Annotated in this window: 29 protein-coding genes; 17 read left to right on the top strand and 12 right to left on the bottom strand. The window is 66.8% G+C overall.

Annotated elements, in window-relative coordinates:
* The 11 genes from AC3WL2_RS23390 to AC3WL2_RS23340 all read left to right on the top strand — a co-directional run bounded on the left by AC3WL2_RS23390 (position 1) and on the right by AC3WL2_RS23340 (position 6777).
* The gene (locus AC3WL2_RS23390; RefSeq protein WP_046855693.1) at positions 1-543 is read left to right on the top strand and encodes a pilus assembly protein; all 543 of its coding nucleotides are present in this window, start codon (positions 1-3) and stop codon (positions 541-543) included.
* Positions 530-1081: a GspMb/PilO family protein gene (locus tag AC3WL2_RS23385; RefSeq protein WP_046855692.1), complete on the top strand. Its 552-nt coding sequence runs from the start codon at positions 530-532 to the stop codon at positions 1079-1081. The genes AC3WL2_RS23390 and AC3WL2_RS23385 overlap by 14 nt, the downstream gene beginning before the upstream one ends.
* Entirely contained in the window at positions 1081-1584 is a 504-nt protein-coding gene (locus AC3WL2_RS23380; RefSeq protein WP_102685108.1) for a hypothetical protein, read from the top strand. The genes AC3WL2_RS23385 and AC3WL2_RS23380 overlap by 1 nt, the downstream gene beginning before the upstream one ends.
* On the top strand, positions 1581-3458 hold the full coding sequence (locus tag AC3WL2_RS23375; protein WP_046855690.1) for a secretin GspD/PilQ domain-containing protein: 1878 nt from the start codon (positions 1581-1583) through the stop codon (positions 3456-3458). Before AC3WL2_RS23380 ends, AC3WL2_RS23375 begins: the two co-directional genes overlap by 4 nt.
* Positions 3455-3928 carry a type II secretion system protein gene (locus tag AC3WL2_RS23370; RefSeq protein WP_102685109.1) on the top strand — a complete coding sequence of 158 codons (474 nt, stop codon included), beginning with the start codon at positions 3455-3457 and terminating at the stop codon, positions 3926-3928. Before AC3WL2_RS23375 ends, AC3WL2_RS23370 begins: the two co-directional genes overlap by 4 nt.
* A 5-nt stretch (positions 3929-3933) precedes the next feature.
* The gene (locus tag AC3WL2_RS23365) at positions 3934-4308 is read left to right on the top strand and encodes a type II secretion system protein (RefSeq protein ID WP_102685110.1); all 375 of its coding nucleotides are present in this window, start codon (positions 3934-3936) and stop codon (positions 4306-4308) included.
* A complete protein-coding gene (locus tag AC3WL2_RS23360) occupies positions 4283-4804 on the top strand; it encodes a type II secretion system protein (RefSeq protein ID WP_102685111.1) in 522 nt (173 codons plus the stop codon). Before AC3WL2_RS23365 ends, AC3WL2_RS23360 begins: the two co-directional genes overlap by 26 nt.
* Positions 4801-5196: a curli production assembly/transport protein CsgE gene (gene csgE, locus AC3WL2_RS23355; protein ID WP_102685112.1), complete on the top strand. Its 396-nt coding sequence runs from the start codon at positions 4801-4803 to the stop codon at positions 5194-5196. Before AC3WL2_RS23360 ends, csgE begins: the two co-directional genes overlap by 4 nt.
* Entirely contained in the window at positions 5193-5612 is a 420-nt protein-coding gene (locus tag AC3WL2_RS23350; protein ID WP_023632251.1) for a curli assembly protein CsgF, read from the top strand. Before csgE ends, AC3WL2_RS23350 begins: the two co-directional genes overlap by 4 nt.
* A gap of 32 nt (positions 5613-5644) precedes the next feature.
* Positions 5645-6496, top strand: coding sequence for a CsgG/HfaB family protein (locus AC3WL2_RS23345; RefSeq protein WP_102685113.1), 852 nt, complete (start codon positions 5645-5647; stop codon positions 6494-6496).
* A gap of 113 nt (positions 6497-6609) precedes the next feature.
* Complete coding sequence (locus tag AC3WL2_RS23340; RefSeq protein ID WP_173862475.1) at positions 6610-6777, top strand: DUF6021 family protein; 168 nt, start codon at positions 6610-6612, stop codon at positions 6775-6777.
* Position 6778: 1 nt separating this feature from the next.
* Here the strand turns inward: AC3WL2_RS23340 and AC3WL2_RS23335 are convergent, their stop codons facing one another.
* A complete protein-coding gene (locus AC3WL2_RS23335) occupies positions 6779-7162 on the bottom strand; it encodes a winged helix-turn-helix transcriptional regulator (RefSeq protein ID WP_102685114.1) in 384 nt (127 codons plus the stop codon).
* 129 nt (positions 7163-7291) lie between these two features.
* On the opposite strand from AC3WL2_RS23335, the gene AC3WL2_RS23330 reads away from it, so the two are divergent.
* The gene (locus AC3WL2_RS23330) at positions 7292-7846 is read left to right on the top strand and encodes an ester cyclase (RefSeq protein WP_102685115.1); all 555 of its coding nucleotides are present in this window, start codon (positions 7292-7294) and stop codon (positions 7844-7846) included.
* A gap of 118 nt (positions 7847-7964) precedes the next feature.
* Here AC3WL2_RS23330 and AC3WL2_RS23325 read toward each other — a convergent pair whose 3' ends face one another.
* On the bottom strand, positions 7965-8939 hold the full coding sequence (locus tag AC3WL2_RS23325) for a polysaccharide deacetylase family protein (protein ID WP_102685116.1): 975 nt from the start codon (positions 8937-8939) through the stop codon (positions 7965-7967).
* A 104-nt stretch (positions 8940-9043) separates the two neighbouring features.
* Between AC3WL2_RS23325 and AC3WL2_RS23320 the strand changes: the two genes are divergently transcribed.
* Positions 9044-9922, top strand: coding sequence for a LysR family transcriptional regulator (locus tag AC3WL2_RS23320; RefSeq protein ID WP_102685117.1), 879 nt, complete (start codon positions 9044-9046; stop codon positions 9920-9922).
* 190 nt (positions 9923-10112) lie between these two features.
* Here the strand turns inward: AC3WL2_RS23320 and AC3WL2_RS23315 are convergent, their stop codons facing one another.
* Positions 10113-10364, bottom strand: coding sequence for a hypothetical protein (locus AC3WL2_RS23315; protein ID WP_102685118.1), 252 nt, complete (start codon positions 10362-10364; stop codon positions 10113-10115).
* A 28-nt stretch (positions 10365-10392) separates the two neighbouring features.
* Positions 10393-10893 carry a DUF4142 domain-containing protein gene (locus AC3WL2_RS23310; RefSeq protein WP_023631357.1) on the bottom strand — a complete coding sequence of 167 codons (501 nt, stop codon included), beginning with the start codon at positions 10891-10893 and terminating at the stop codon, positions 10393-10395.
* 144 nt (positions 10894-11037) lie between these two features.
* Here AC3WL2_RS23310 and AC3WL2_RS23305 point away from each other — a divergent pair, with 144 nt between their 5' ends.
* The 3 genes from AC3WL2_RS23305 to AC3WL2_RS23295 are packed head-to-tail and all read left to right on the top strand — an operon-like array spanning position 11038 to position 13683.
* Entirely contained in the window at positions 11038-11280 is a 243-nt protein-coding gene (locus tag AC3WL2_RS23305; protein ID WP_102685119.1) for a hypothetical protein, read from the top strand.
* Positions 11277-12071 (top strand): exodeoxyribonuclease III, encoded by a 795-nt coding sequence (gene xth, locus AC3WL2_RS23300; protein ID WP_102685120.1) that lies wholly within the window; start codon positions 11277-11279, stop codon positions 12069-12071. The genes AC3WL2_RS23305 and xth overlap by 4 nt, the downstream gene beginning before the upstream one ends.
* A gap of 43 nt (positions 12072-12114) precedes the next feature.
* Positions 12115-13683 carry a sensor domain-containing diguanylate cyclase gene (locus AC3WL2_RS23295; protein WP_102685121.1) on the top strand — a complete coding sequence of 523 codons (1569 nt, stop codon included), beginning with the start codon at positions 12115-12117 and terminating at the stop codon, positions 13681-13683.
* Positions 13684-13723: 40 nt separating this feature from the next.
* On the opposite strand, the gene AC3WL2_RS23290 is transcribed toward AC3WL2_RS23295, so the two are convergent.
* The 8 genes from AC3WL2_RS23290 to AC3WL2_RS23255 form a co-directional block, all read right to left on the bottom strand.
* Positions 13724-14683: an MBL fold metallo-hydrolase gene (locus tag AC3WL2_RS23290; RefSeq protein WP_102685122.1), complete on the bottom strand. Its 960-nt coding sequence runs from the start codon at positions 14681-14683 to the stop codon at positions 13724-13726.
* Positions 14684-14818: 135 nt separating this feature from the next.
* The gene (gene hpaI / locus AC3WL2_RS23285; protein WP_102685123.1) at positions 14819-15619 is read right to left on the bottom strand and encodes a 4-hydroxy-2-oxoheptanedioate aldolase; all 801 of its coding nucleotides are present in this window, start codon (positions 15617-15619) and stop codon (positions 14819-14821) included.
* Positions 15620-15628: 9 nt separating this feature from the next.
* On the bottom strand, positions 15629-16432 hold the full coding sequence (gene hpaH / locus AC3WL2_RS23280; RefSeq protein ID WP_102685124.1) for a 2-oxo-hept-4-ene-1,7-dioate hydratase: 804 nt from the start codon (positions 16430-16432) through the stop codon (positions 15629-15631).
* A gap of 7 nt (positions 16433-16439) precedes the next feature.
* The gene (locus AC3WL2_RS23275; protein ID WP_102685125.1) at positions 16440-16850 is read right to left on the bottom strand and encodes a 5-carboxymethyl-2-hydroxymuconate Delta-isomerase; all 411 of its coding nucleotides are present in this window, start codon (positions 16848-16850) and stop codon (positions 16440-16442) included.
* A gap of 11 nt (positions 16851-16861) precedes the next feature.
* Positions 16862-17785, bottom strand: a complete 924-nt coding sequence (gene hpaD / locus AC3WL2_RS23270; RefSeq protein WP_102685126.1) for a 3,4-dihydroxyphenylacetate 2,3-dioxygenase — start codon at positions 17783-17785, stop codon at positions 16862-16864.
* A gap of 141 nt (positions 17786-17926) precedes the next feature.
* On the bottom strand, positions 17927-19387 hold the full coding sequence (hpaE, locus tag AC3WL2_RS23265) for a 5-carboxymethyl-2-hydroxymuconate semialdehyde dehydrogenase (RefSeq protein ID WP_102685127.1): 1461 nt from the start codon (positions 19385-19387) through the stop codon (positions 17927-17929).
* Positions 19384-20163, bottom strand: coding sequence for a fumarylacetoacetate hydrolase family protein (locus AC3WL2_RS23260; protein WP_102685128.1), 780 nt, complete (start codon positions 20161-20163; stop codon positions 19384-19386). Before AC3WL2_RS23260 ends, hpaE begins: the two co-directional genes overlap by 4 nt.
* Complete coding sequence (locus AC3WL2_RS23255) at positions 20160-20834, bottom strand: fumarylacetoacetate hydrolase family protein (RefSeq protein ID WP_102685129.1); 675 nt, start codon at positions 20832-20834, stop codon at positions 20160-20162. Before AC3WL2_RS23255 ends, AC3WL2_RS23260 begins: the two co-directional genes overlap by 4 nt.
* Positions 20835-20998: 164 nt before the next feature.
* Between AC3WL2_RS23255 and hpaA the strand changes: the two genes are divergently transcribed.
* The gene (gene hpaA / locus AC3WL2_RS23250) at positions 20999-21901 is read left to right on the top strand and encodes a 4-hydroxyphenylacetate catabolism regulatory protein HpaA (protein ID WP_102685341.1); all 903 of its coding nucleotides are present in this window, start codon (positions 20999-21001) and stop codon (positions 21899-21901) included.
* Positions 21902-21930: the final 29 nt, after the last annotated feature.

Below are 21930 nucleotides of genomic sequence, written 5' to 3'. Positions count from 1 at the left end.
ATGCGCCGCCTCGACCTGGAATTCCAACCCCGCCACAGCAGCCCCCTGGCCTGGTCGTTGCTCGCCCTCGGCGGCGCCGTGCTGGCCGTGCTGGTGCTGGCCCAGCAGCAACTGGTGAGCGAGCAGGTGCACCTGGAAGGCCGCGTGCACCAACTCGAACTCAAGCTTGGCCGGCGCCCGGCCACCGCCGCAGTGCAGAGCAGCGCGGTGATCCGCGAGCAGGCCGAGCGCCTGGCGCAGATGCGCAGCGTCTCGCAGCAGTTGCAGCGGCCATGGCAGCAGCTGTTCGCCATGCTCGAGGCGATGCCACAGGAAGACGTGGCGCTGCTCAGCCTGACCCCCGATGCCCGCAAGGGCCAGGTACGCATCAGTGCCGAGGCGCGCAACCTCGAGGCCATGCTGCAGTACCACCAGCGCCTGGAGCGCAGCGCCGAGCTGTCGGACGTGTCGCTGCTCAACCACGAGGTGGTGGCCGGGCAGGTCGAGCACCCGGTGCGCTTCAACCTCACCGCCACCTGGGAGACCGGCCATGCGCGTCCGTAGCCTGATCGTCCATGAAGCGCTGCGGCGCCTGGGCCGGGCAGGGCTGGCCGCGGTGCTGGTCGGCGGCCTGGCCCTGGCGGTCGCGCTGGCCGGGGTGCTGCCCCAGTGGCAGGCGGTGCGCGAACTGCGTGCCAGCGAGGCCGATGCCAGTGCCCAGGTGCAGCGCCTGGCGCGTGGCGAGCTCAAGGTGCAGGCCAAGCCCGAGCAGCAGGCGCTGGACGACCTGCGTCAGCAGCTGCCCGGCCAGCCTCAGGCCAGCGAGCTGATCGAGCGCCTGTACCACCTGGCCAGTGCTGAGCGCATCAGCCTGGCCCGTGGTGAGTACGCCCTGGGCGTGGACCCGAAGACCCAGCTGGCGCGCTACCAGATCGTCCTGCCGGTGCGCGGCAGCTACCCGCAGATCCGTGGCTTTCTCAAGGCACTGCTCGGCCAACTGCCGACCTTGGTGCTGGAAGACCTCGAACTGCAACGCAAGCGGATCGGTGACCGGGAACTGACCGGCCGTGTGCGCATGACCCTTTACCTGTCGAGGTCGTGATGAACACTCAGCGTGCGGTGATGTGGGCCGGGTTCCTGGGGTTGAGCGCGGCGCTGGCGTGGGCGCCGGGGCGCTGGTTCGGCGTGGTGGAGGATGAGCTGGCAGGCCCTGTCGCGGAGCAAACCCGCCCCCAAGCGACACCCACGAACGTGGCAGCGGGCTTGCCCCGCGATGAAGCCAAAAGCCCTTCACGCGACCTGTTCCCCAGCCAGCAATGGACCCCACCCCAGGCCCTGGCCACCGTCACCGAACAACCCGTGGTCACCACCCCGGAACCCGCCGCACCTACCGCCCCGACACTGCCGTTTCGTTTCATCGGTCGCATGGGTGAGCGCGACGACCTGCAGATATTCCTGCAGAGCGGCGAAAAGCTCTACGTCGTGCGCCAGGGCGATGTGATCGACGACACCTACCGTCTGGACCGCGTCTCGGCCACCGAGCTGAGCCTGGTCTACCTGCCACTGCATCAGCCACAGACCCTGTCTGTCGGGAGCGCACCATGAAACCGTCGAAGTTGTGCAAGCCTGCGCCGTTCGTGCTCCTGGCCCTGTGCGTGGCCATCGCCGGATGCGGCTCGAGCGCCGCGCGCAAGGACAGCCAGGAACTGATCAAGGAAGGCCAGTACGAGGCCGGCATCGCTCGCCTGGAGGAAGCCCTGCGCGAAGATCCGCGCGACACCGAGCTGAACATCGCCCTGGCCCACGGCCGCCAGGCCGCGGTCGAGGCGCTGCTGACCCAGGCCGACAGCGACCGCGTGCGCCACGACTTCGCCGGCGCGCGCATGGGCTACGGTCGGGTGCTGACCATCGAGGCCAACAACCGCCGCGCCCAGGAGGGCATCCGCCAGCTGGAGCTGATCCGCACCCTCGACGACCGTGTCGCCCTTGGCCAGGCGGCGTTGCGCCAGGGTGATCTGTTCGGCGCCGAGCGCTACATGCGCGAGGTGCTGCGCCTCGACCCGCAGAACCAGAAGGGCCAGATGCTGCGCAGCGACATCGAGAACGTCCAGGCCCGTACCGCCACGCCTTACCCGCAACTGCGCAGCAAGCTGGAGCGCCCGGTCACCCTGGAGTTTCGCGATGCCGACCTGAAGACCATCTTCGAGGTGCTGGCCCAGGTCGCCGGGATCAACTTCATCTTCGACAAGGACCTGCGCCCGGACATGAAGGCCACCATCTTCGTGCGCGAGGTGCGCATCGAGGATGCCGTGGCCCTGCTGCTGGAGCAGAACCAGCTGCGCCAGAAGATCGTCAACGACAACACCTTGCTGCTCTACCCGGACTCGCCGCAGAAGACCAAGGACTACCAGGAACTGGTCATGCGCACCTTCTACCTGACCAGCATCGACGCCAACACCGCGCTGAACATGGTCAAGACCATGCTCAAGACCCGCGACGTGTTCGTCGACGAGCGCCTCAACACCCTGACCATGCGCGACACCCCCGACGCCGTGCGCATGGCCGAGAAGCTGCTGCAGTCCCAGGACCAGTCCAACCCCGAGGTGGTGCTGGAAGTGGAGGTGATGGAAGTGGCCACTTCGCGCATCCTCGACCTCGGCCTGCAATGGCCCAACACCTTCGGCGTGCTGACCAGCGACGGCAAGTCGGTGAGCGTGCTCGACCAGCTGCGCGGCATCGACTCCAGCCGCATCAGCATCTCGCCGGCGCCACAGGCCAAGATCAATGCCCAGGACAAGGACATCAACACCCTGGCAAGCCCGGTGATCCGGGTCAGCAACCGCGAACAGGCGCGCATCCACATCGGTCAGCGGGTGCCGATCATCAGCGCCACCTCGGTGCCCTCGACCCAAGGCCCGGTGATCACCGAAAGCGTCACCTACCTGGATGTCGGCCTCAAGCTCGAAGTGCAGCCCACCGTGCACCTGAACAACGAGGTGGCGATCAAGGTGGCCCTGGAAGTGAGCAACGCCACGCCCCTGGAGGCCACGCGCCAGGGCACCATTCCGGTCCAGGTCGATACCCGCAACGCCCAGACCAGCCTGCGCCTGCACGATGGCGAGACCCAAGTGCTGGCCGGCCTGGTGCGCAACGACCACAACGCCAGCGGCAACAAGATCCCGGGACTGGGCGACATTCCCGGCCTGGGCCGGCTGTTCGGCAGCAACAAGGACGACATGAGCAAGTCCGAACTGGTGCTGGCGATCACCCCGCGCATCGTGCGCAACCTGCCTTACCAGAGCCCGTCTGACATGGAGTTCGCCACTGGCACAGAATCGGCCCTGCAGGTGCGCCAACTGGCGCAACCGGCGCCGGCCAGCGCGCTGCCCGCCGACGCCCCGGCTGACGAGCCGGCCGCGGCGCCGCTGGTAGAGGGGCAGATGGCCGTGGTGCCTGCCGCCGCGAGGCCACGGCCATGACACGCCGCCAGCAGGGTTTCAGCCTGATCGAAGTGGTACTGACCCTGGCATTGCTCGGGCTGCTCGCCAGCATGGCCGCGCCCTTGACCGAGACCGTGGTGCGCCGGGGCAAGGAGCAGCAGCTGCGTGAGGCCCTGTATCAGCTGCGCGACGCCATCGACGCCTACAAGCGCGCCTTCGACGCCGGCTACATCGAGAAGCGCCTGAACGCCAGCGGTTATCCGCCGAACCTGCAGGTGCTGGTGGACGGCGTGCGCGATGTGCGCAGCGCCAAGGGTGCGAAGTTCTACTTCCTGCGTCGCATCCCCCACGACCCGCTGCGCGCCGCCAAGGACGACGACCAGGGCGGCTGGGGCCTGCGCGCCTACGACAGCGCGGCCGACAGCCCGCGTGAGGGCGAGGATGTGTTCGACGTGTATTCCAAGGCCAGCGGCAAAGGCCTGAACAACGTGCCCTACGGGCAATGGTGACGGCGATGAAAGCGAGCAGAGGCTTCACCCTCATCGAGCTGCTGGTGGTGATGGCGATCATCGCCACCCTGATGACCATCGCCATGCCGCGCTACTTCAACAGCCTGGAGGCCTCCCGCGAGGCCACCTTGCGCCAGAGCCTGGCGGTGCTGCGCGAGGCCCTGGATCACTACTACGGCGACACCGGGCACTACCCCGATTCGATCGACCAGCTGGTGGAGCAGCGCTACCTGCGCAACACCCCGGTCGATCCGATCACCGAGCGGCGCGATGCCTGGCAGCTGGTGCCGCCGCCCGAGGGCGTTTCCGGCGCGGTGGCCGACATCAAGAGCGGAGCAACCGGGAGGGCGCGCGATGGCAGCCTCTATGCCGAATGGTGAAGCCGGCTTCACCTACCTGGGCGTGCTGCTGCTGATCGCCGTCAGCAGCATGGCCCTGGCGGCCACCGGCACCCTGTGGGCCACCCGCGTGCAGCGCGAGCACGAGCGCCAGTTGCTGTGGGTGGGCGGCCAGTACGCCCAGGCCCTGCGCAGCTACTACCGCGCCTCGCCGGGCCTGGCCCAGTATCCGCAGGACCTTGGGGAGCTGGTGGAAGACAACCGTTTCCCGTCGCCGCAGCGCCACCTGCGTCGGCTCTACCCGGACCCTGTCGGTGGCGGCGAAGAATGGGGCCTGTTGCGCGCGGTCGATGGCCGCATCACCGGGGTGTACAGCCGCTCCGACGCCGCGCCGCTCAAGCGCAGTGGATTCGATGCCCAGTGGAGCGCCTTCGAGGGGCTGGAGCACTACAGCGACTGGCAGTTCGTCGCCGAGCAGGCCTTTGCCGAGAGCGCCGCTGGCGCCCGTCCACACGCCGGCCTGGGAGAGGCGCCATGAAACGCCTGGCCGCGCGGGTGTGCCTGTGCCTGGCCCTGTTGCATGGCCAGGCACAGGCCGGGGCCGAGGACGAGATGATGGGTTTCATCGTCGACAACACCATCTCGCACATCGGCCACGACTTCTATCACGCCTTCAGCGACCGGCTGCGCGCCACCAGCCGACTCGACTTCAACCTGGTGGTGCGCGAACGCCCGGATGCCCGCTGGGGCAGCCTGGTGACGGTGGAGTACGAACGCGAGGTGCTGTACCGGCGCTTCCTGCCGCCCAACACCACGCAACTGAATGACGAGGCCATCGCGGCCGCCGACCTGGTCAGGCAGCAGATCATCCAGCGCAAATTGCAACGGCTGCTGCAGGACACAACCGATCTGGAGAGGGACGAGCTATGAGCAACCACCTTGCACGACGCATCGCCGCCTGCCTGCTGGCCGCCGGCCTCGGTGGCCAGGCCCTGGCCACGGAGCTGGTGTACACCCCGGTCAACCCGTCCTTCGGCGGCAATCCGATCAATGGCGCCTGGCTGTTGAACAACGCCCAGGCGCAGAACGACTACGACGATCCCGACCTCAAGGACCGCAGCTCGGCATTCGCCGGCACCTCGGCCCTGGAGCGCTTCAGCAACCAGCTTGAGTCGCGCCTGCTCGGGCAGTTGCTGGACAACATCAGCAACGGCAACACCGGCAGCATGTCCACCGACGCCTTCCTGATCGACGTGATCGACGATTCCGGGGCGCTGAGCATCAAGGTCACCGACCGGGCCACCGGGGAAGTCTCGATCATCGAGGTCAGCGGCCTGAACCCCTGAGAGGGACGGGTCTTTACTGGGGAGAGAACGCCATGAAACGCCTGCTGAGCACACTGCTGATCCTCACCGCCCTGGCTGGCCTGCAAGGCTGCGGCCTGCGCGAGCCGATGCCCGCCGAACAAGACCCTGAGACCCCGACGCTGACGCCGCGGGCCTCGACCTACTACGACCTGGTCAACATGCCCCGGCCCCGTGGCCGGCTGATGGCGGTGGTATACGGCTTCCGCGACCAGACCGGGCAGTACAAGCCGACTCCGGCCAGCTCGTTCTCCACCAGTGTCACCCAGGGGGCGGCGAGCATGCTGATGGACGCCCTCAACGCCAGTGGCTGGTTCGTGGTGCTCGAGCGCGAGGGCCTGCAGAACCTGCTGACCGAGCGCAAGATCATCCGCGCCTCGCAGAAGAAGCCTGACGTTGCCGAGAACATCCAGGGCGAACTGCCGCCGTTGCAGGCGGCCAACCTGATGCTCGAGGGCGGCATCATCGCCTACGACACCAACGTGCGCAGCGGCGGCGAGGGCGCCCGCTACCTGGGCATCGGCCTGTCCCGCGAGTACCGGGTCGACCAGGTCACGGTCAACCTGCGGGCGGTGGACGTGCGCACCGGGCAGGTGCTGGCCAACGTGATGACCAGCAAGACCATCTACTCGGTCGGGCAGAACGCCGGGGTGTTCAAGTTCATCGAGTTCAAGAAGCTGCTCGAGGCCGAGGTCGGCTACACCACCAACGAGCCGGCGCAGCTGTGCGTGTTGTCGGCCATCGAAGCCGCGGTGGGCCACCTGCTGGCCCAGGGCATCGAGCGGCGGCTGTGGCAGGTGGCCGGGGACGGGGCGGGGGACAAGGCGGTGCTGGACAAGTACCTGAGTCAGTATCAGCAGCAGTAGCGGGCAACGGGGGCACGTGGTCCGTCGACGCCCCCGGCAGTCGGCATTTCAAAGCAAATCAAACTTTGCAGCCGTGGCGGTATCTCCATTGAACGCAACCAGGAGAAATCACCATGTCAGATCCACGCCAATCGCCGGCCAAGCAGGGCCCGCACTCATCCGAGCAGGCCACCGCGCCCGACGACCTCGGCTTCGACCCGGACTCGCCGGATGTCGATGACCCGCAGGTTGATCCCCAGGGGCCGGCCAAGCCACCGAGGGATGTCGAAAAGGAGGCCTGAATCATTCGGCGCATTGGTCATACAGCCGGCGCGCCAGAAGAATCGCCGGCATGTTCGACTCCGCCCACTGCGCCAGACGCTCCACCGTACCGCCCAGTGTCGCGCCCAGTTCGGTGAGGGCGTATTCGACGGTGGGCGGTACGCTCGGATGCACCTGGCGCTCCACCAGGCCGTCGCGTTCGAGCCGCTTCAGGGTTTGCGACAGCACCTTCTGCGATACACCGGCGATATCTCGGCGCAGCTGGTTGAAGCGCACCCGCTCACCGGCGCTGAGGCGGTCGATGAGCAACAGCACCCATTTGTCGGCGAGGCGGTCGAGCACCAGGCGGGCCGGGCAATTCGGGGCGAACACGTCGTAGGCGGGGCATTCGCGGTAATGGGCCATGGGTTACTCCAAGGTAATCAGGTGAGTGAAAAGTGCCTTCTTGAGCGCCTGGGCGGGACTGGTTAGGCTTTTATCCATGGTTCGCGGCCGCGCCATACCCACCCGTTGAACGCACTGAAGGAAACTGAGATGAACACCGAACCCAAGGCTTCGGCGCTGCGTGCTGGCCGCTGGATCACCCTGTTGCTGCTGAGCGCGGCGGCCAATCCGGGCAATGCCGGTGAGCTGGTGACTCCGGCCACCCTGGTCGTGGACCGGAGCCTGCCCAAGGCCCAGCTGGAGCAGCAGATCCTCGCCGCCCGCCGCTACGACACCTTCTGGAACACCGGCGACGAGGCCATGGCCCGCGCCGCGCTGGCCAGCGACTTTCGCGACAACACCCTGCCACCGGGACGGCCACAGGGCGTGGAAGGGCCATTGAGCGCTTCCAGGGCATTTCGCGCAGCGGTGCCGGACCTGCGCTGCGAGGTGCTGCAGATGATCGTCGCAGGTGACCGGGTCAGCGCGGCGCTGCGTTTCACCGGGCACTTCAGCGGCAAGCTGGGCGAGCACCAGGGGCAGGGCCAGGCCATCGATTTCATCGCCATGGATATCTACCGTGTCGCCGAGGGCCGGATCGCCGAGGACTGGCATCTGGAGGACAACCTTGCGTTCATGCGGCAGGCGGGGTTGGTTGGGCGTTGAACAACTGGCCCCATCGCCGGCAAGACCGCTCCCACAGGTACAGTGCATGGCGTGACATTTGCGCGCTCGGTGTGGGAGCCGGCTTGCCGGCGAAAGGGCGCTAAGCACCCCCTGTCGGTCAGACGAACACCCGTGGCGGATTGACCGGCGTATCGGCCTGGGCAAGGGCCCAACGGGCAATCTCGTCCTTGCGCATGAACGCCACGCCGGCATGGCCGCGGGCATAGGTGAAGAACTGGTCCAGCGCGCGCACCACGGTAGGTGTGCCGCCGATGCGGTCATGCGCCGACAGCGACATCAGCCGGCGCCGTTGGCGGCCTTCGGCATAAAGCACGTCGAACTCGTCCTTGAGCTCCTGCAACAGCGCGGCGCCGGTCATCGCCGTGGACCCGGCAATACGACCGATGTCGTTGTTGCGCAGGGTGTAGGGCACTACCGCGAAAGGCTTGCCGCGCACCGGGATGATCGAGGGTTCGTCGCGGGCCAGGTCGTCGATGTGGTAGAGAAAGCCGAGGTCCTGGAGGATGTTCAACGTTTCGCGGGAGTGACGCATCCAGAACGCGTTGAAACCCACCGGGCGTTGGCCGGTGACGCGCTCGATGATGGCGCTGGCCTGCTCGTACTGGCGATGCTCCTCTGCCGGCGTCAGGCTGTACTGCGGAGCCCAGTGCAGGCCGTGCCCGGCGGCTTCGTGGCCGCGCCTGACCACCTCGGCCGCCAGCTCCGGGTAAGCCTCCACAGCCTTGCCGACCATGTGCGAAGTGACCTTGATACCGTGCCGGTCGAACAGCGCGAGCAGGCGCGGCACGCCTTCCAGCGGGCCGTAGCGGTACCAGCTGGGGGCGATGGTGTCGGGATAGCGCGATTCCAGGGGCGGGAAGGGGCTTTCGGCGTGTTCCGGCTGGCCACCGGATTCGAATTGCAACGACACGGAAATCACCAGTTGCGCGCCATTGGGCCAGAACCCCTTGCCCTCGGCGCTATCGGGCGGCGCCCCGGTGCTGCCGCCTGGCTCTTTCGCCAGTACCGCGCCCGCCGCCACGGCGATGCCGCCGGCGAGGGTGCCTTTCATGAAATCTCTTCTGCTGGTCATCGGGTTGCTCCTGTACGGGTGTCGATGCCGGGCAGTGTAATTAGCGAGGAAATCCCCAATAATCAGGCGAAAGTCAAAATCATATTTCGGGAAAATCGAAAAGCATGCTGGATAACCTGGCGTTGTTCCTGACCATCATCGAAAAAGGCAGCCTGTCGGCGGCAGGCCGCGAGCGCGGGCTGTCACCGGCCACGGTGTCCGAGCGCCTGGCGGCGCTGGAGGCACACTACGGGGTGGCGCTGCTGACCCGCAGCACCCGTTCGCTGAGCCTCACCGACGCCGGCCGGCAACTCGCCGAGGGCGCACGGCGCCTGCTGGCCGAGGCCGACGAGCTGGAAAGCCGTCTCAGAGACGGCCAGCAGAAGATCTCCGGGTTGGTGCGCCTGAGCGCGCCGGTGGACCTTGGCCAGCACTGCATCGTGCCGCTGCTCGACCGTTTCCTGGCCGAGCATCCGCAAGTCTCGATCGACCTGGACCTGACCGATGGCTACGTCGACCTGGTGGGGCAGGGCATCGACTTCGCCATCCGCTACGGCACCCTGGCCGACAGTTCCCTGCGCGCACGGCCCCTGGGCGACAACCGCCGGGTGGTGTGCGCCGCGCCCGACTACTTGCATCGCCACGGCACGCCACTGCACCCGGACGACCTGGCCCACCACGATTGCATCGTCATGCGTTTCGGCATCCACGCCGAACGGGTCTGGCCATTTCGCCTGGACGGCGCGGCTTACCCGGTCGGCGTGCGCGGGCGGCGGGTTGCCAACAGCGGCGAGCAGGTGCGCCGCTGGGCGCTGGATGGGCACGGGCTGTGCCTGAAATCGCTTCGCGATGTGCGCGACGACCTCGACAATGGCCGATTGGTCGAAGTGCTGGAGGACTTCAGCGCCGGGCAGGTGGCGCTGCAGATCGTCTACGCGCCGACGCGGGTGCAGCCACGGCGGGTGCGGGCGTTGATGGAGGCAATCATCGAAGGCCTGCGGTAGGGTCTGTACGACATGTATCTGCACTCGCCCATACTGCGTTGAAACGGGGCTCGGAATGCTCATGTACTCCAGTACACTCCGCTTCCTCCCCCCGTTTCGCCTTGTCTGGCCTTCGCGCAGACACATTTCGTACAGACCCTGGCACGCCCTGTGGCAGTTGGCCGAACCATTGCCACAGGGCGGACCAGCATCAGCCTTCGGCTTGCCTGGCGGCCTCGACACCGGCGGACGACAGCTTGATCGGGTAGTTGACGCTGAGCGCGTGTCCGGATTCGACATTCACGCTGCCATCGTGGATCAAGCCTTGCTCCTGCAGGGTCTTGAGCATGCCGGCCACGGCTTTCTCGCCGCGGTAGTTGTCCAGCACTTCCTTGCCCAGCCCTTGTGGGTGGGCGTGCAACAGGCGGGTCAGGACTTCCGAACGCAGTGCATCATTGCTCATGGGAGTCTCGCTTTTTCAGTGGGGCGGGTTACTGGCCGTGCTTGGCCTGTAGTTCCTTGGCATGCTTCAAGTGCTCTTCGAGCTTGGGCAGGGTCTCGCCGGCGAAAGCCTTGAGTTCGGCCTTGTCGGACGAGGCAGCCTCCTTCCTGAACAGTTCCACGGCTTTCTCGTGGGCCTCGACCTGGTTGTTGACATAGGAGCGGTCGAACGACTCGTCACGCCACTCCAGGATCATCTTCTTGACCTTGTCGGTCAGCGCCGCTTCATCGGGCACGCTGATGTCGAGTTTGCGGGCGATGTCGCCGAGCTTCTGGTTGGCCTGTGTGTGATCGGTGACCATCTGCTGGGCGAAGGTCTTGATTTGCGGGTCCTTGCTCTTGTCCAGCGCCAGCTTGCCGGTCACCACCTCGGCGATGCCGGCCTCGGTGGCGGCGTCGACGAAGTCGTCCGACGAGGCGGCCATGGCCTGTAGCGACGCCATGCCCAGCACCATGGAAAACCCGACCCGCTTGAGGAACAGATTGCTCATCTGTGACTCCTTATCCGTTGGCGCGACGTCAGTGTCGCGTACGGTTGAGGGCCGGCGGCGGGCAAAGGTTTAATTTTTCTGCGCGCTTTGAACCGATGATGACAAGCAAGGCTCACACCTTCAAAGGTGCAGAGGAACCCGACCATGAGCATCGAACGCAGCATTCCCGAACTCGAGGCCTGGTACGCCCAGTACGACGATGCCAGCTATCGGCGCGAATCGCCCGACGCCTATCACCATGAATTGCTGCGCACGGCCGAGGCGCTGCGCGATGATGGCGCGATCGACTGGGACGACTGGCTCAAGCTCAAGGAGCTGGCCGACCAGGCCCACCTGGGGGCACTGCAAGACGCGGTGCAGGCCCGCGTGGACGACCCCGACGCATGAAAGCGCAGAAGATAGCCACGTTCAATGTCAACGGCATCCGCAGCCGGCTCGACAACCTGCTGGCCTGGCTGGCGCGTGAGCAGCCCGACATCGTCTGCCTGCAGGAACTCAAGGCCAGCGACGCGCAGTTTCCCGGTGAGGCCATCGAGGCTGCCGGCTACGGCTGCCTGCACTTCGGCCAGGCGTCATGGAACGGGGTCGCCATCCTCGCCCGCGCCAGCCAGCCCCTGGAGGTGCGCCGCGGCTTGCCGGGCATGGAGGATGACGGCCAGAGCCGTTATATCGAGGCGGCGGTGCACGGCGTGCAGGTGGCCTGCCTGTACCTGCCCAACGGCAACCCGCAACCGGGCCCGAAGTTTGCCTACAAGTTGCGCTGGTTCGAATGCCTGATCGCCCATGCCGAAACGCTGCGCGGCGCCGATCACCCTGTGTTGCTGGCGGGGGACTTCAACGTGGTGCCCACCGACCAGGACATCTACAACCCGAAATCGTGGCTCAAGGATGCGCTGCTGCAGCCCGAGTCACGCGCCTGCTACCAGCGTTTGCTGGCGCAGGGCTGGAGCGATGCGTTGCGGCAGTTGTACCCGCACGAGCGGGTCTACACCTTCTGGGACTATTTCCGTAACCACTGGCCGCGCAACGCCGGGCTGCGCATCGACCACCTGCTGCTCAACCCGGCCCTGGCGCCTTACCTGAAGGACGCCGGGGTCGACGCCTGGGTGCGCAACGAGGCGCACGCCAGCGACCACGCGCCGGTGTGGATCAGCCTCGGCACACGCAAGCGGCGCTGAACTATAGTCATTGGCGGCCAAGGGTCGATGACAAGGGACTTCAATGCGCGCAGTCAGGAAACAGACCGAGGACGGCCTCTTCCCGGTGACCGGCGAGGGCCGCGCCGTGTCGCTGTTCCGCCTGATGCTCAGCTTCATGGCGGTGGTGATGCTGGCTTTCGTGCTGGTCGAGGGCTGGCGGATCTGGCGCGACTACCGGCAGGTGTTCACCAATGCCGAAAACGCGGTCAGCAACCTGGCCCGGGCCACCGCCCAGCATGCCGAGGATGCCATCCGCCAGGTGGACGCGATCACCGCGGCCTTGGCCGAGCGCCTGGAGGGCGATGGCTTCGCCCATGTCGACCGCCCGCGCCTGCACGCGTTGCTCAAGCAGCAGGCGCAGATCATGCCGCAACTGCATGGCCTGTTCGTCTATGGCCCCGACGGCGGCTGGATCGTCACCGACAAGGATGACGTGCCAGCGGGTGCCAACAATGCCGACCGAGATTATTTCATCTATCACCGCACCCATCCCGACCGTCAGGTGCGTATCGGCACGGTGGTGCGCAGCCGCTCCACGGGTGACCTGATCATCCCCATCTCGCGGCGCCTGGAAAATGCCGACGGCAGCTTTGCCGGGGTGTTGCTGGGGACCATCAAGGTCGACTGGTTCGTGCGCTACTACGGCGACTTCAAGATCGACGAACGTGGCGCCCTGGTGCTGGCCAAGCGCGACGGCACCATCCTCGTGCGCCGGCCGTTCGTCGAGCTGGTGATCGGCCGCAGCCTGGCGGCCAGCGACATCTTCCGCAAGTACCTGCCCCATGCCAGCGAAGGGGTGGCCGAGGCGGTGGCGGTGGTCGATGGCACGCCGCGCCTGTACGGGTTTCGCGCACTGAGCAGCTACCCGCTGGTGGTGGAGGCGGGGTTGTCGCGCGAGTCGATCATCGCGCCGTGGCGCCATGACATGATCAAGTCGGTGGCGGTGCTGGTCCTGGTACTGATCGGCCTGGCCGGCTTCGGCTGGATCGTCCTGCGCCAGTTGCGCGAGCGCATCGCCATCGAGCGTGCCCTGCACCAGGCCCACCAGACCCTCAAGGCGCTGGCCTTGACCGACAGCTTGACCGGGCTGGGCAACCGCAGGCGGCTGGACGCGGTGCTGGAAGCGGAGATACGCCGGGCGCGGCGGCAGGGCTATGCCCTGGCCCTGGTGATGCTCGACCTGGACTGCTTCAAGGCCTACAACGACCGCTACGGGCATCCGGCCGGCGACCAGTGCCTGCGCCGCTTCGGCGAGCTGTTGCGCCAGGCGCTGAAACGCCCGGGCGACCTGGCGGTGCGTTATGGTGGCGAAGAGTTTACCTTGCTGCTGCCCGATACCGATGCCGCGGGGGCCAGCCAGATCGTGCAGGAGATCCTGCAGTTGCTGCGCCGGCAGGCCATCGAGCACGGTGGCAGTCCGTTCGGCCATGTCACGGCCAGCGCCGGAATTGCGGTGGGTGCGCCGACGTTGGCGACGGTGACCCCGGAAAACCTGATGGCGGCGGCGGATGCGGCGCTCTACCAGGCCAAGCGGCAGGGGCGTGATCGCTACTGCCTGGCGGCCAGTGTGGAGCAGCATCCGGCGCATTGAAGCCATCGCCTGAGGTCTGTCATGGCGCCAAGGCAGGGCCTTACTCCACCTCGACCAGCACCCCGTCACGGCCAATCCGATAGCGCGCCAGGTCCCGGGCCAGGGTCAGGTGCCCCTTGTAGTGCGCCAGCGCCTCATCGCGTACCTCCTCGATGGAACCGCCGCGCCCACCGCCCGACTGGTAGCGGGCGCTGAAGTGCGTCAGCACCAGGTTCTTCACCCCCACCATCTCGCCGAAGCGCGCCACAGCGGCGGCGGTGCTGTGGCCGAAGCTGGCCTGGGTGCGTTCGACCAACGGTTGGGTGAAGGTGGCTTCGTGGACCAGGACGTCAACGTTGGCGGCCAGTTCGCTCAACAATTCGGGGCGGTCGTTGTCACCACAGACGATGATGCGTTGCGCCGGGCGCGTCGGTTGCAGGTAGGCCTGCGGGTCGATCTGGCGACCTTCGTGCTCGACCGTTCGGCCACGGGCGATCTGCCCCCACAGCGGCCCGGCGGGGATGCCGTCGGCGCGCAGGCGCTCGGTGTCCAGGTGCGGTTGCGGGTCGCGCTCCTCGAACACGAAGCCGTAGGAGGGTACCCGGTGCGACAGCTCGACCACGCCGACCTGGATGTTACCGTGGCTCAAGCCACCAAAGGTCTCCAGCGCCTGCATCTGCAACTCGAAGGGCAGGTAGGTGTCGCTGACCGCCAGGCTCTGCCGGACCCAGGGGTGCAGGTCGGCCGGCAGGACCAGCACCAGTGGCTCCTTGCGCCCTGACATGCCGGCGCTGGCCAGCAGCCCCGGCAGGCCGAAGCAATGGTCGCCGTGTACATGGGTGATGAAGATGGCGCGCAGGTCGCGCACCGACAGCGGGCTGTGCAGCAGCTGATGCTGGGTGCCTTCGCCGCAGTCGACCAGGAACCAACCGGTGCCGGTGGCCTCGATGACCGCGGTCGCGCTGACGTTGCGGGCCTTGGTGGGCACCCCGGAGGAGGTGCCCAGAAACTGCAGGTCCATTGCCTGACTCCTTGATTCGACGTTGTCGCGACCCCGCAGGGCGGGGCGCGCGGAGGCTAGCATGGTGCTGCCGGGCGAGCCAGCAGTGCTTTACCGGATCGCCCCAACATCGAGCTTACGCGCTACAAGGCCAGGCTAGTAGACACCGCCCTGGGCGATGGCGGCGGTCCCTGCCTTGAACGTGCCCGCCAACCCCTGCAAGCCGCGCATCAGCACCGTGGTGTCGACCCCCACCGCGACGAACGCCGCGCCCAGTTCGATGTAACGTCGGGCCAGCGTCGCGTCGGCGCTGAGAATACCTGCCGCCTTGCCGGCCCGCGCGATGCGCACGATGGCATCCTCGATGGCCGCCTGGACCTCAGGATGCCCCGGATTGCCCCGCTGGCCCATGGCGGCGCTGAGGTCGGCGGGGCCGATGAACACGCCATCGACACCTTCGACGGCACAGATCGCGTCGAGGTTGGCCAGCCCTTCGCGGTTTTCCACCTGCACCAGCAGGCACATCTGCTCGTCGGCCTGGTCCAGGTAGCCGGGGATGCTGTTCCAGCGCGACGCCCGCGCCAGCGCGCTGCCGACACCGCGCACGCCGTGGGGCGGGTAGCGCATCGCCCGCACCAGTTGACGTGCCTGCTCGGCGCTTTCGACCATGGGCACCAGCAGGGTCTGCACGCCGATATCGAGCAACTGCTTGATCAGCGCGGTATCGCCGATCACCGGGCGCACGATGGGCTGGGCCGGGTAGGGCGCCACCGCCTGCAACTGGCCGAGCAGGCTGCGCAGGTCGTTGGGCGCATGCTCGCCGTCGAGCAGCAGCCAGTCGAAGCCGGCGTTGGCCGCCAGCTCCGCGCAATACGGGTCGGCCAGGCCGAGCCACAGGCCGATCTGCGCCTGGCCGTCGCGCAGGCGTTGCTTGAAGGTGTTGATGGGCATGTCCATGGGCGCTCCTCAGACGAAACGGCAGGCGATCGAGCCGAGTTGGTCGTAGTCGACGTGGAAGGTGTCGCCGGGACGGGCGGCCACCGGGCGGGTGAACGAGCCGCCGAGAATGAGCTGGCCGGCTTCCAGGCTCACGTCATGTGCCGCCAGCTTGTTGGCCAGCCAGGCCACGCCCTTGGCGGGGTGGTTGAGCACCGCCGCCGACACGCCGGATTCCTCGATCACGCCGTTGCGGTACAGCACCGCCGGGACCTTGCGCAGGTCGATATCGCCCGGCCGCACCGCACGCCCGCCGATGACCACGCCAGCGTTGGCGGCGTTGTCGGAGATGGTGTCGAAGACCTTGCGGGTGACACCGCTGAGTGGGTCGACCTGCTGGATGCGCGCATCGATGATCTCCAGCGCCGGGATCACCCACTCGGTGGCGTCGAGCACCTCGAACAGGGTCACGTTCGGCCCCTTGAGCGGCTTGCCGAGGATGAACGCCAGTTCCACCTCGACCCGGGGCACGATGAAACGCTCGAAGGGAATGTCGCTGCCTTCCTCGAACAGCATGTCGTCGAGCAGCGCGCCGTAGTCTGGCTCGGTGATGTTCGAGGAGACCTGCATGGCCCGGGAGGTGAGGCCGATCTTGTGGCCGACCAGCTTGCGGCCATCCTTGATCTTCTGCGCCACCCAGGCACGCTGGATGGCGTAGGCGTCCTCGATGCCGATCGAGGGATGTTCCAGGGAAAACTGGCCGACCTGTTCGCGGGTGCGTTCGGCCTGGTCGAGGCGGGCGGCGGCTTGCTGGATGATGCGGGCGTCGAACATGGAGACCTCAGGGCTGGCGGGTGAACAGAGGGTGCAGGCTGCTGTGCTTGGCGTCGTAAACCTGGGCCTGGCTTTCGTCGATCTGCAGGGTCACGCCGACCGGGCGACGTTCCAGCAGCGCGTCCAGGTGCCGGCGCAACACCGCCAGCAGCGCGTCACCGACCTGCTGGTGCACAGCGGCGCTGCGGCCAGCGCCCATGCGCAGGTTGGCGTAGACGAAACCGTAGGCACCGCGGCCATCGGCGATTGCCGCATGGGCGGCGGGGTAGGCCAGCACACGGGTGCCGCCGGTGGGGAACACCTGGCGATGGTGTTCGTCGCGCTGGGCGAGCATGCAGTCGGCCAGGGCGCGGCATAGGCCTGGCATATCGGCGTCGGCTTCGATATCCGGGCTGTAGAGCAGGACCAGATGGGGCATGGTGATGCTCCTTACAGGCGGCTTGTGGAGGTGACGCCGGCCCGGTTCGAGGCCTGGGCGGCAGGGATCGCGCTGCCATCCTGCGGGGTGACCGGGAAGATCGCGTTGATCTGGCCGGTGCCGGAGGAGCCGAAGTACGGCGTCACCACCTCGGCCTTGCCGTCGTATTTCGACCAGCCGAGCGCGCCGAGCAACATGGCGGTGTCGTGCATGAAGCCTTCGCCGTGGCCCTTGACCGCGTACTCGGGCAGCATTGCGCAGAAATCGGCCCAGTCGCCGTCCTGCCACAGGCGCACCACGCGGTGGTCGAGGGTTTCCAGGAACGGGCTCCAGACCTTGGTGGCAAAGTCCGGGGCCTGGCCGTTCTGGGCGAAACGGTGCGACAGCGAGCCGCTGGCCAGGAAGGCCACGGTGCCGTCGTAGTGTTCCTCGACCGCCTTGCGCATGGCCCAGCCCAGGCGCGCGCTGTCGTTGAGGTAGTGCGAGGTGCACAGCGCCGAGACCGAGATCACCTTGAAGTGCTGGTCGGTGTTCATGTAGCGCATCGGCACCAGGGTGCCGTACTCAGGCGCCAGCGTGGTGGCGTCGTGGGCCATGGTTTCCACGCCCAGGCGATTGCACTCGTCGGCGAGGATGCGTCCCAGCTCGGGGTTGCCGGGGAAGCCGTAGTTCATGTTGGCGATGAAGTGCGGCAGTTCGTTGCTGGTGTACAGGCCTTCGAAGTGCGCGGCGCAGTTGATGTGGTAGTTGGCGTTGACCAGCCAGTGGGTGTCGAACACGACGAGGGTGTCGACGCCCAGTTCGCGGCAGCGCCGGCCGATCTCGAGGTGGCCGTCGATGGCCGCCTGGCGAAAGCCCTGGCGCGGGCCCGGCAGTTCGGACAGGTACATCGACGGCACGTGGGTGATCTTGGCGGCGAGAGCGAGTGTGCCCATGGGAGTCTCCGGTAACGAGTTGTTGTTATGTATCCATGGCGAGGGCTTCGCCCTCGTTTCGCCGGCAAGCCGGCTCCTACAGTGTGCGGTGATCCCTGTGGGAGCCGGCTTGCCGGCGATGGGCTGCTCAGCAGCCCCGCGTTACACCCCCCAGCGCGGAATGTGATGGCTACCCATGGATATACACACGTTCTTGATCTCGGCGAAGACCTCGAAGCTGTATTGCCCGCCTTCGCGGCCGGTGCCCGAGCCCTTGACACCGCCGAACGGCTGGCGCAGGTCGCGCACGTTCTGGCTGTTGATGAACACCATGCCTGCCTCGATGCCACGGGCCAGGCGGTGGGCCTTGCCGATGTCCTGGGTCCAGATGTACGAGGCCAGGCCGTACTCGGTGTCGTTGGCCAGTTGCAGCGCCTCGGCCTCGTCCTTGAACGGGATCAGGCACACCACCGGGCCGAAGATCTCTTCCTGGGCGATGCGCATCTTGTTGTTCACATCGGCGAACACCGTCGGCTGGATGAACTGCCCCATGGCCAGGTGCGCCGGCAATCCGGCCGGGCGTTCCAGGCCACCGGCCAGCAGGCGCGCGCCTTCTTCCAGGCCGATGCGGATATAGCCGGTGACCTTGTCGTAGTGCTGCTGGGTGATCATCGAGCCGACCTGGGTCTTCGGGTCGGTCGGGTCACCGACGATCAGGCGCTTGGCACGGGCGGCGAACTCGGCGACGAACTGCGGGTACACGCTCTCCTGGATGAAGATGCGGCTGCCGGCGGTGCAGCGTTCGCCGTTGAGCGAGAAGATGGTGAACAAAGCAGCGTCCAGCGCACGCTCGAGGTCGGCGTCCTCGAAGATCAGTACCGGCGACTTGCCGCCCAGTTCCATCGAGTATTTCTTCAGGCCGGCGGTCTGCATGATCTTCCGGCCAGTGGCGGTGCCGCCGGTGAAGGAGATGGCGCGCACGTCCGGGTGACGCACCAGGGCATCGCCGGCGGTGGCGCCATAGCCCTGGATGACATTGAGTACGCCATTGGGGATGCCGGCCTCCACGGCCAGGCGCCCCAGCTCATTGGCGGTCAGCGGCGACAGTTCGCTCATCTTCAGCACCGCGGTATTGCCCAGCGCCAGGCACGGCGCGGTCTTCCAGGTGGCGGTCATGAACGGCACGTTCCAGGGCGACACCAGCGCGCACACTCCAACCGGCTGGTAGAGCGTGTAGTTGAGCATCTGGTCGTCCACCGGGTAGCTGTGGCCGTCCATACGTGTGCACACCTCGGCGAAGAAGTCGAAATTGTGCGAGGCGCGGGGGATCAGCACGTTGCGCGTCTGGTGGATCGGCAGGCCGGTGTCCAGGGTTTCCAGCTCGGCCAACTGCGGCACGTTCTGCTCGATCAGCTCACCCAGGCGGCGCATCAGGCGCGCGCGCTCCTTGGCCGGTGTATTGGCCCATTTCGGGAAGGCTTGCTTGGCCGCGGCCACGGCCAGGGCGACTTCCTCGGCGCCGCCGCTGGCGACTTCGCCGATGGCCTCGCCGGTGGCCGGGTTGTAGTTGACGAAGGTGTCGCGGCTTTCGACTTCGCGGCCATCGATCCAGTGCTTGATCATGCTGTTGCCTCTTGTGCGTTGCGGGCGAAGAACTCGGCTTCGCTGACGATCCGGTTGACCAGGCGGCCGACGCCTTCCACTTCCACCACCACCTCGTCGCCCGGGACCACGTCGGCCAGGCCTTCCGGGGTGCCGGTGGCGATCATGTCGCCGGGTTGCAGGGTCATGAAGCTGGAGAAGTATTCGATCAGGTAGGGGATGTCGAAGATCATGTCGGCCGTGGTGCCTTGCTGTTTCAGCTCGCCGTTGATCCAGGTGCGCAGGGTCAGGTTCGACGGGGCCGGCACATCGGCGGTGTCGACGATCCACGGGCCTACCGGGGTGGTGGCGTCACGGTTCTTCACCCGCAGGTTGGGGCGGTAGTAGTTCTCCAGGTAATCGCGGATGGCGTAGTCGTTGCACACCGTGTAGCCAGCCAGGTAGTCGAGGGCGTCCTCGCGCTTGACGTTGCGCGCCGGCTTGCCGATCACCGCCACCAGTTCGCACTCGTAGTGCATGTACTTGACGTTGTCCGGGCGCCAAGTGACCTGCTTGTGCCCGGTGTAGGTGCCGGGCGACTTGACGAAGGCCAGCGGCTCGGTGGGCGGGGTGAAGGCCAGCTCGGCGGCGTGGTCGGCGTAGTTCAGGCCCAGGGCGAACATGCTGCCGGTAGCCGGCGGCAGCCAGGTGACCTGGTCGGCGCCGACCAGGCGGCCATCGGCCAGACGCAGTTGCTGGTCGTTTTCGACGGTGACCGCGTGGACCTGGCCGTCGAACAGGATACGGGCGTGCTTCATGGGGCGAGTCCTTGTTCGGCGACGATGGAGTTGGTCAGCTGGCCGAGGCCGTCGATCTCGACCGTCACCCGGTCACCGGGCAGCACATCGACACGGCCTTCCGGTGTGCCGGTGATCAGCACGTCGCCGGCATGCAGGGTCATGAACTCGCTGATCTCGGCGATCAGCCGGGCCACGCCGCGCACGCAGTTGGCGGTGTTGTTCTGCTGGCGCAGCTCACCGTTGACCCACAGGCGAATGCCCAGCGCGTCGGGGTTGCCGACCTGCGTGGGCGGCACCAGTTGCGGGCCGAGCGGGCAGAAACCGTCGCGGCATTTGGCCTTGACCGCCGGGCGGTAGTAACTGTCTTCGGGCAGGCTGAACTCGTTGACGATGGTGTAGCCCGCCACGTGGTCCAGGGCGTTGTCCAGGCTGACGCGACTGGCGTCCTTGCCGATGACCACGCCCAGTGCAGGGCCCGCTTGCAGGCGTTCGACTGCCGAGGGGTAGGTCACTGGCTGGGCGTGACCGTTGCGGGTGTTGGGCGTCTTGATGAACAGCACCGGCTTGACCGGCGGTTGCTGGTACGGCGCTTCGTGGAAGGACGCCAGATGCTGTTGCAGCAGGCCCTGGTAGTTCAGGGCGACGCCGAACAGGCTGCCGCTGGCGACCTCGTGCAAGGCACGGCTCATGCATTTCTCCTGCAGTGGGCGAAGCGACCGGGGGCGCTTCGTGGTGTTTTTGTTAATGTGTTAACGTTATATTTAATATGTTAACGATCGTCAAGGCATTCGCCGCTGGTCGGTGGTGCTAGGATGATTTCCCCCCGGCGCGTTTCACCGCTGCGAGAACAACAATGAAAGAACGACAGCCGATCCCCAACATCAACATCGGTCAGGTCTACGACCAGCGCTACAGCGACAGCGAGGTGCATTACGACCGGCTGGGCAACCTGGCCGGATTCTTCGGCCGCAACATGCCGGTGCACCGGCACGACCGTTTCTTCCAGGTGCACTACGTGAAGACCGGCAGCGTGCGGGTGTACCTGGACGAGCAGCGTTACCACGAGTCCGGTCCGATGTTCTTCCTCACCCCACCCACCATTCCCCATGCTTTCGTCACCGAGCCCGATGCCGACGGCCATGTGCTGACCGTGCGCCAGCAACTGGTCTGGCAACTGCTGCAGGCCGAGCCTGGGCTTGCGCTTGGCCCACGCCTGCAGCCGGCATGTGTCGCGCTCGGTCATCTGCGGGGGGCGGCGGCCGAGGAGGTGCAGCGCCTGGAGCAGCTGTTCGACCTGCTGGGCGGCGAACTGGGGCATGGCCAGGCCGGGCAGGGCACCGCCGTGCAGGACCTGGCCCGCCTGGTGATGATCAGCCTGTTGCGCCTGTGCGCCAATTCGCTGGAGGCCACGCCCGCGCGGCACGAGGACCTGCAGCTGTTCCACCGTTTCAACGAACTGATCGAGCGCCACTACCTCGACCACTGGACCCTGCCGGCCTACGCGGCAGCCCTGGGCGTGACCGAGGCGCGCCTGAACGACGTGTGCCGGCGCATGGCCGACCTGCCGTCCAAGCGCCTGGTGTTCGAGCGGCTGATGCAGGAGGCGCGCCGCTTGCTGCTGTACACCGGCGGCTCGGCCAACGAGATCTGCTACCGCCTGGGGTTCAAGGACCCGGCGTACTTCAGCCGCTTCTTCCAGCGCCATGCGCAGATGACGCCGGGTGAGTACCGCCAGCGCCAGGCGGGGTTGCGTTGACATGCGGCGACGGGTCCGGGCGGTGGGCT

The sequence above is a fragment of the Pseudomonas sp. FW305-96 genome, assembly GCF_058783825.1.
Note: the sequence above shows the minus strand (reverse complement) of the source record. Positions and strands in the feature narration are given on the sequence as shown.

Bases quoted from the DNA above. Each gene is read 5' to 3' on its own strand.
- AC3WL2_RS23390 (WP_046855693.1), top strand. From the start codon at position 1: ATGCGCCGCCTCGACCTGGAATTCCAACCCCGCCACAGCAGCCCCCTG.
- AC3WL2_RS23385 (WP_046855692.1), top strand. From the start codon at position 530: ATGCGCGTCCGTAGCCTGATCGTCCATGAAGCGCTGCGGCGCCTGGGC.
- AC3WL2_RS23380 (WP_102685108.1), top strand. From the start codon at position 1,081: ATGAACACTCAGCGTGCGGTGATGTGGGCCGGGTTCCTGGGGTTGAGC.
- AC3WL2_RS23375 (WP_046855690.1), top strand. From the start codon at position 1,581: ATGAAACCGTCGAAGTTGTGCAAGCCTGCGCCGTTCGTGCTCCTGGCC.
- AC3WL2_RS23370 (WP_102685109.1), top strand. From the start codon at position 3,455: ATGACACGCCGCCAGCAGGGTTTCAGCCTGATCGAAGTGGTACTGACC.
- AC3WL2_RS23365 (WP_102685110.1), top strand. From the start codon at position 3,934: ATGAAAGCGAGCAGAGGCTTCACCCTCATCGAGCTGCTGGTGGTGATG.
- AC3WL2_RS23360 (WP_102685111.1), top strand. From the start codon at position 4,283: ATGGCAGCCTCTATGCCGAATGGTGAAGCCGGCTTCACCTACCTGGGC.
- csgE (WP_102685112.1), top strand. From the start codon at position 4,801: ATGAAACGCCTGGCCGCGCGGGTGTGCCTGTGCCTGGCCCTGTTGCAT.
- AC3WL2_RS23350 (WP_023632251.1), top strand. From the start codon at position 5,193: ATGAGCAACCACCTTGCACGACGCATCGCCGCCTGCCTGCTGGCCGCC.
- AC3WL2_RS23345 (WP_102685113.1), top strand. From the start codon at position 5,645: ATGAAACGCCTGCTGAGCACACTGCTGATCCTCACCGCCCTGGCTGGC.
- AC3WL2_RS23340 (WP_173862475.1), top strand. From the start codon at position 6,610: ATGTCAGATCCACGCCAATCGCCGGCCAAGCAGGGCCCGCACTCATCC.
- AC3WL2_RS23335 (WP_102685114.1), bottom strand. From the start codon at position 7,162: ATGGCCCATTACCGCGAATGCCCCGCCTACGACGTGTTCGCCCCGAAT.
- AC3WL2_RS23330 (WP_102685115.1), top strand. From the start codon at position 7,292: ATGAACACCGAACCCAAGGCTTCGGCGCTGCGTGCTGGCCGCTGGATC.
- AC3WL2_RS23325 (WP_102685116.1), bottom strand. From the start codon at position 8,939: ATGACCAGCAGAAGAGATTTCATGAAAGGCACCCTCGCCGGCGGCATC.
- AC3WL2_RS23320 (WP_102685117.1), top strand. From the start codon at position 9,044: ATGCTGGATAACCTGGCGTTGTTCCTGACCATCATCGAAAAAGGCAGC.
- AC3WL2_RS23315 (WP_102685118.1), bottom strand. From the start codon at position 10,364: ATGAGCAATGATGCACTGCGTTCGGAAGTCCTGACCCGCCTGTTGCAC.
- AC3WL2_RS23310 (WP_023631357.1), bottom strand. From the start codon at position 10,893: ATGAGCAATCTGTTCCTCAAGCGGGTCGGGTTTTCCATGGTGCTGGGC.
- AC3WL2_RS23305 (WP_102685119.1), top strand. From the start codon at position 11,038: ATGAGCATCGAACGCAGCATTCCCGAACTCGAGGCCTGGTACGCCCAG.
- xth (WP_102685120.1), top strand. From the start codon at position 11,277: ATGAAAGCGCAGAAGATAGCCACGTTCAATGTCAACGGCATCCGCAGC.
- AC3WL2_RS23295 (WP_102685121.1), top strand. From the start codon at position 12,115: ATGCGCGCAGTCAGGAAACAGACCGAGGACGGCCTCTTCCCGGTGACC.
- AC3WL2_RS23290 (WP_102685122.1), bottom strand. From the start codon at position 14,683: ATGGACCTGCAGTTTCTGGGCACCTCCTCCGGGGTGCCCACCAAGGCC.
- hpaI (WP_102685123.1), bottom strand. From the start codon at position 15,619: ATGGACATGCCCATCAACACCTTCAAGCAACGCCTGCGCGACGGCCAG.
- hpaH (WP_102685124.1), bottom strand. From the start codon at position 16,432: ATGTTCGACGCCCGCATCATCCAGCAAGCCGCCGCCCGCCTCGACCAG.
- AC3WL2_RS23275 (WP_102685125.1), bottom strand. From the start codon at position 16,850: ATGCCCCATCTGGTCCTGCTCTACAGCCCGGATATCGAAGCCGACGCC.
- hpaD (WP_102685126.1), bottom strand. From the start codon at position 17,785: ATGGGCACACTCGCTCTCGCCGCCAAGATCACCCACGTGCCGTCGATG.
- hpaE (WP_102685127.1), bottom strand. From the start codon at position 19,387: ATGATCAAGCACTGGATCGATGGCCGCGAAGTCGAAAGCCGCGACACC.
- AC3WL2_RS23260 (WP_102685128.1), bottom strand. From the start codon at position 20,163: ATGAAGCACGCCCGTATCCTGTTCGACGGCCAGGTCCACGCGGTCACC.
- AC3WL2_RS23255 (WP_102685129.1), bottom strand. From the start codon at position 20,834: ATGAGCCGTGCCTTGCACGAGGTCGCCAGCGGCAGCCTGTTCGGCGTC.
- hpaA (WP_102685341.1), top strand. From the start codon at position 20,999: ATGAAAGAACGACAGCCGATCCCCAACATCAACATCGGTCAGGTCTAC.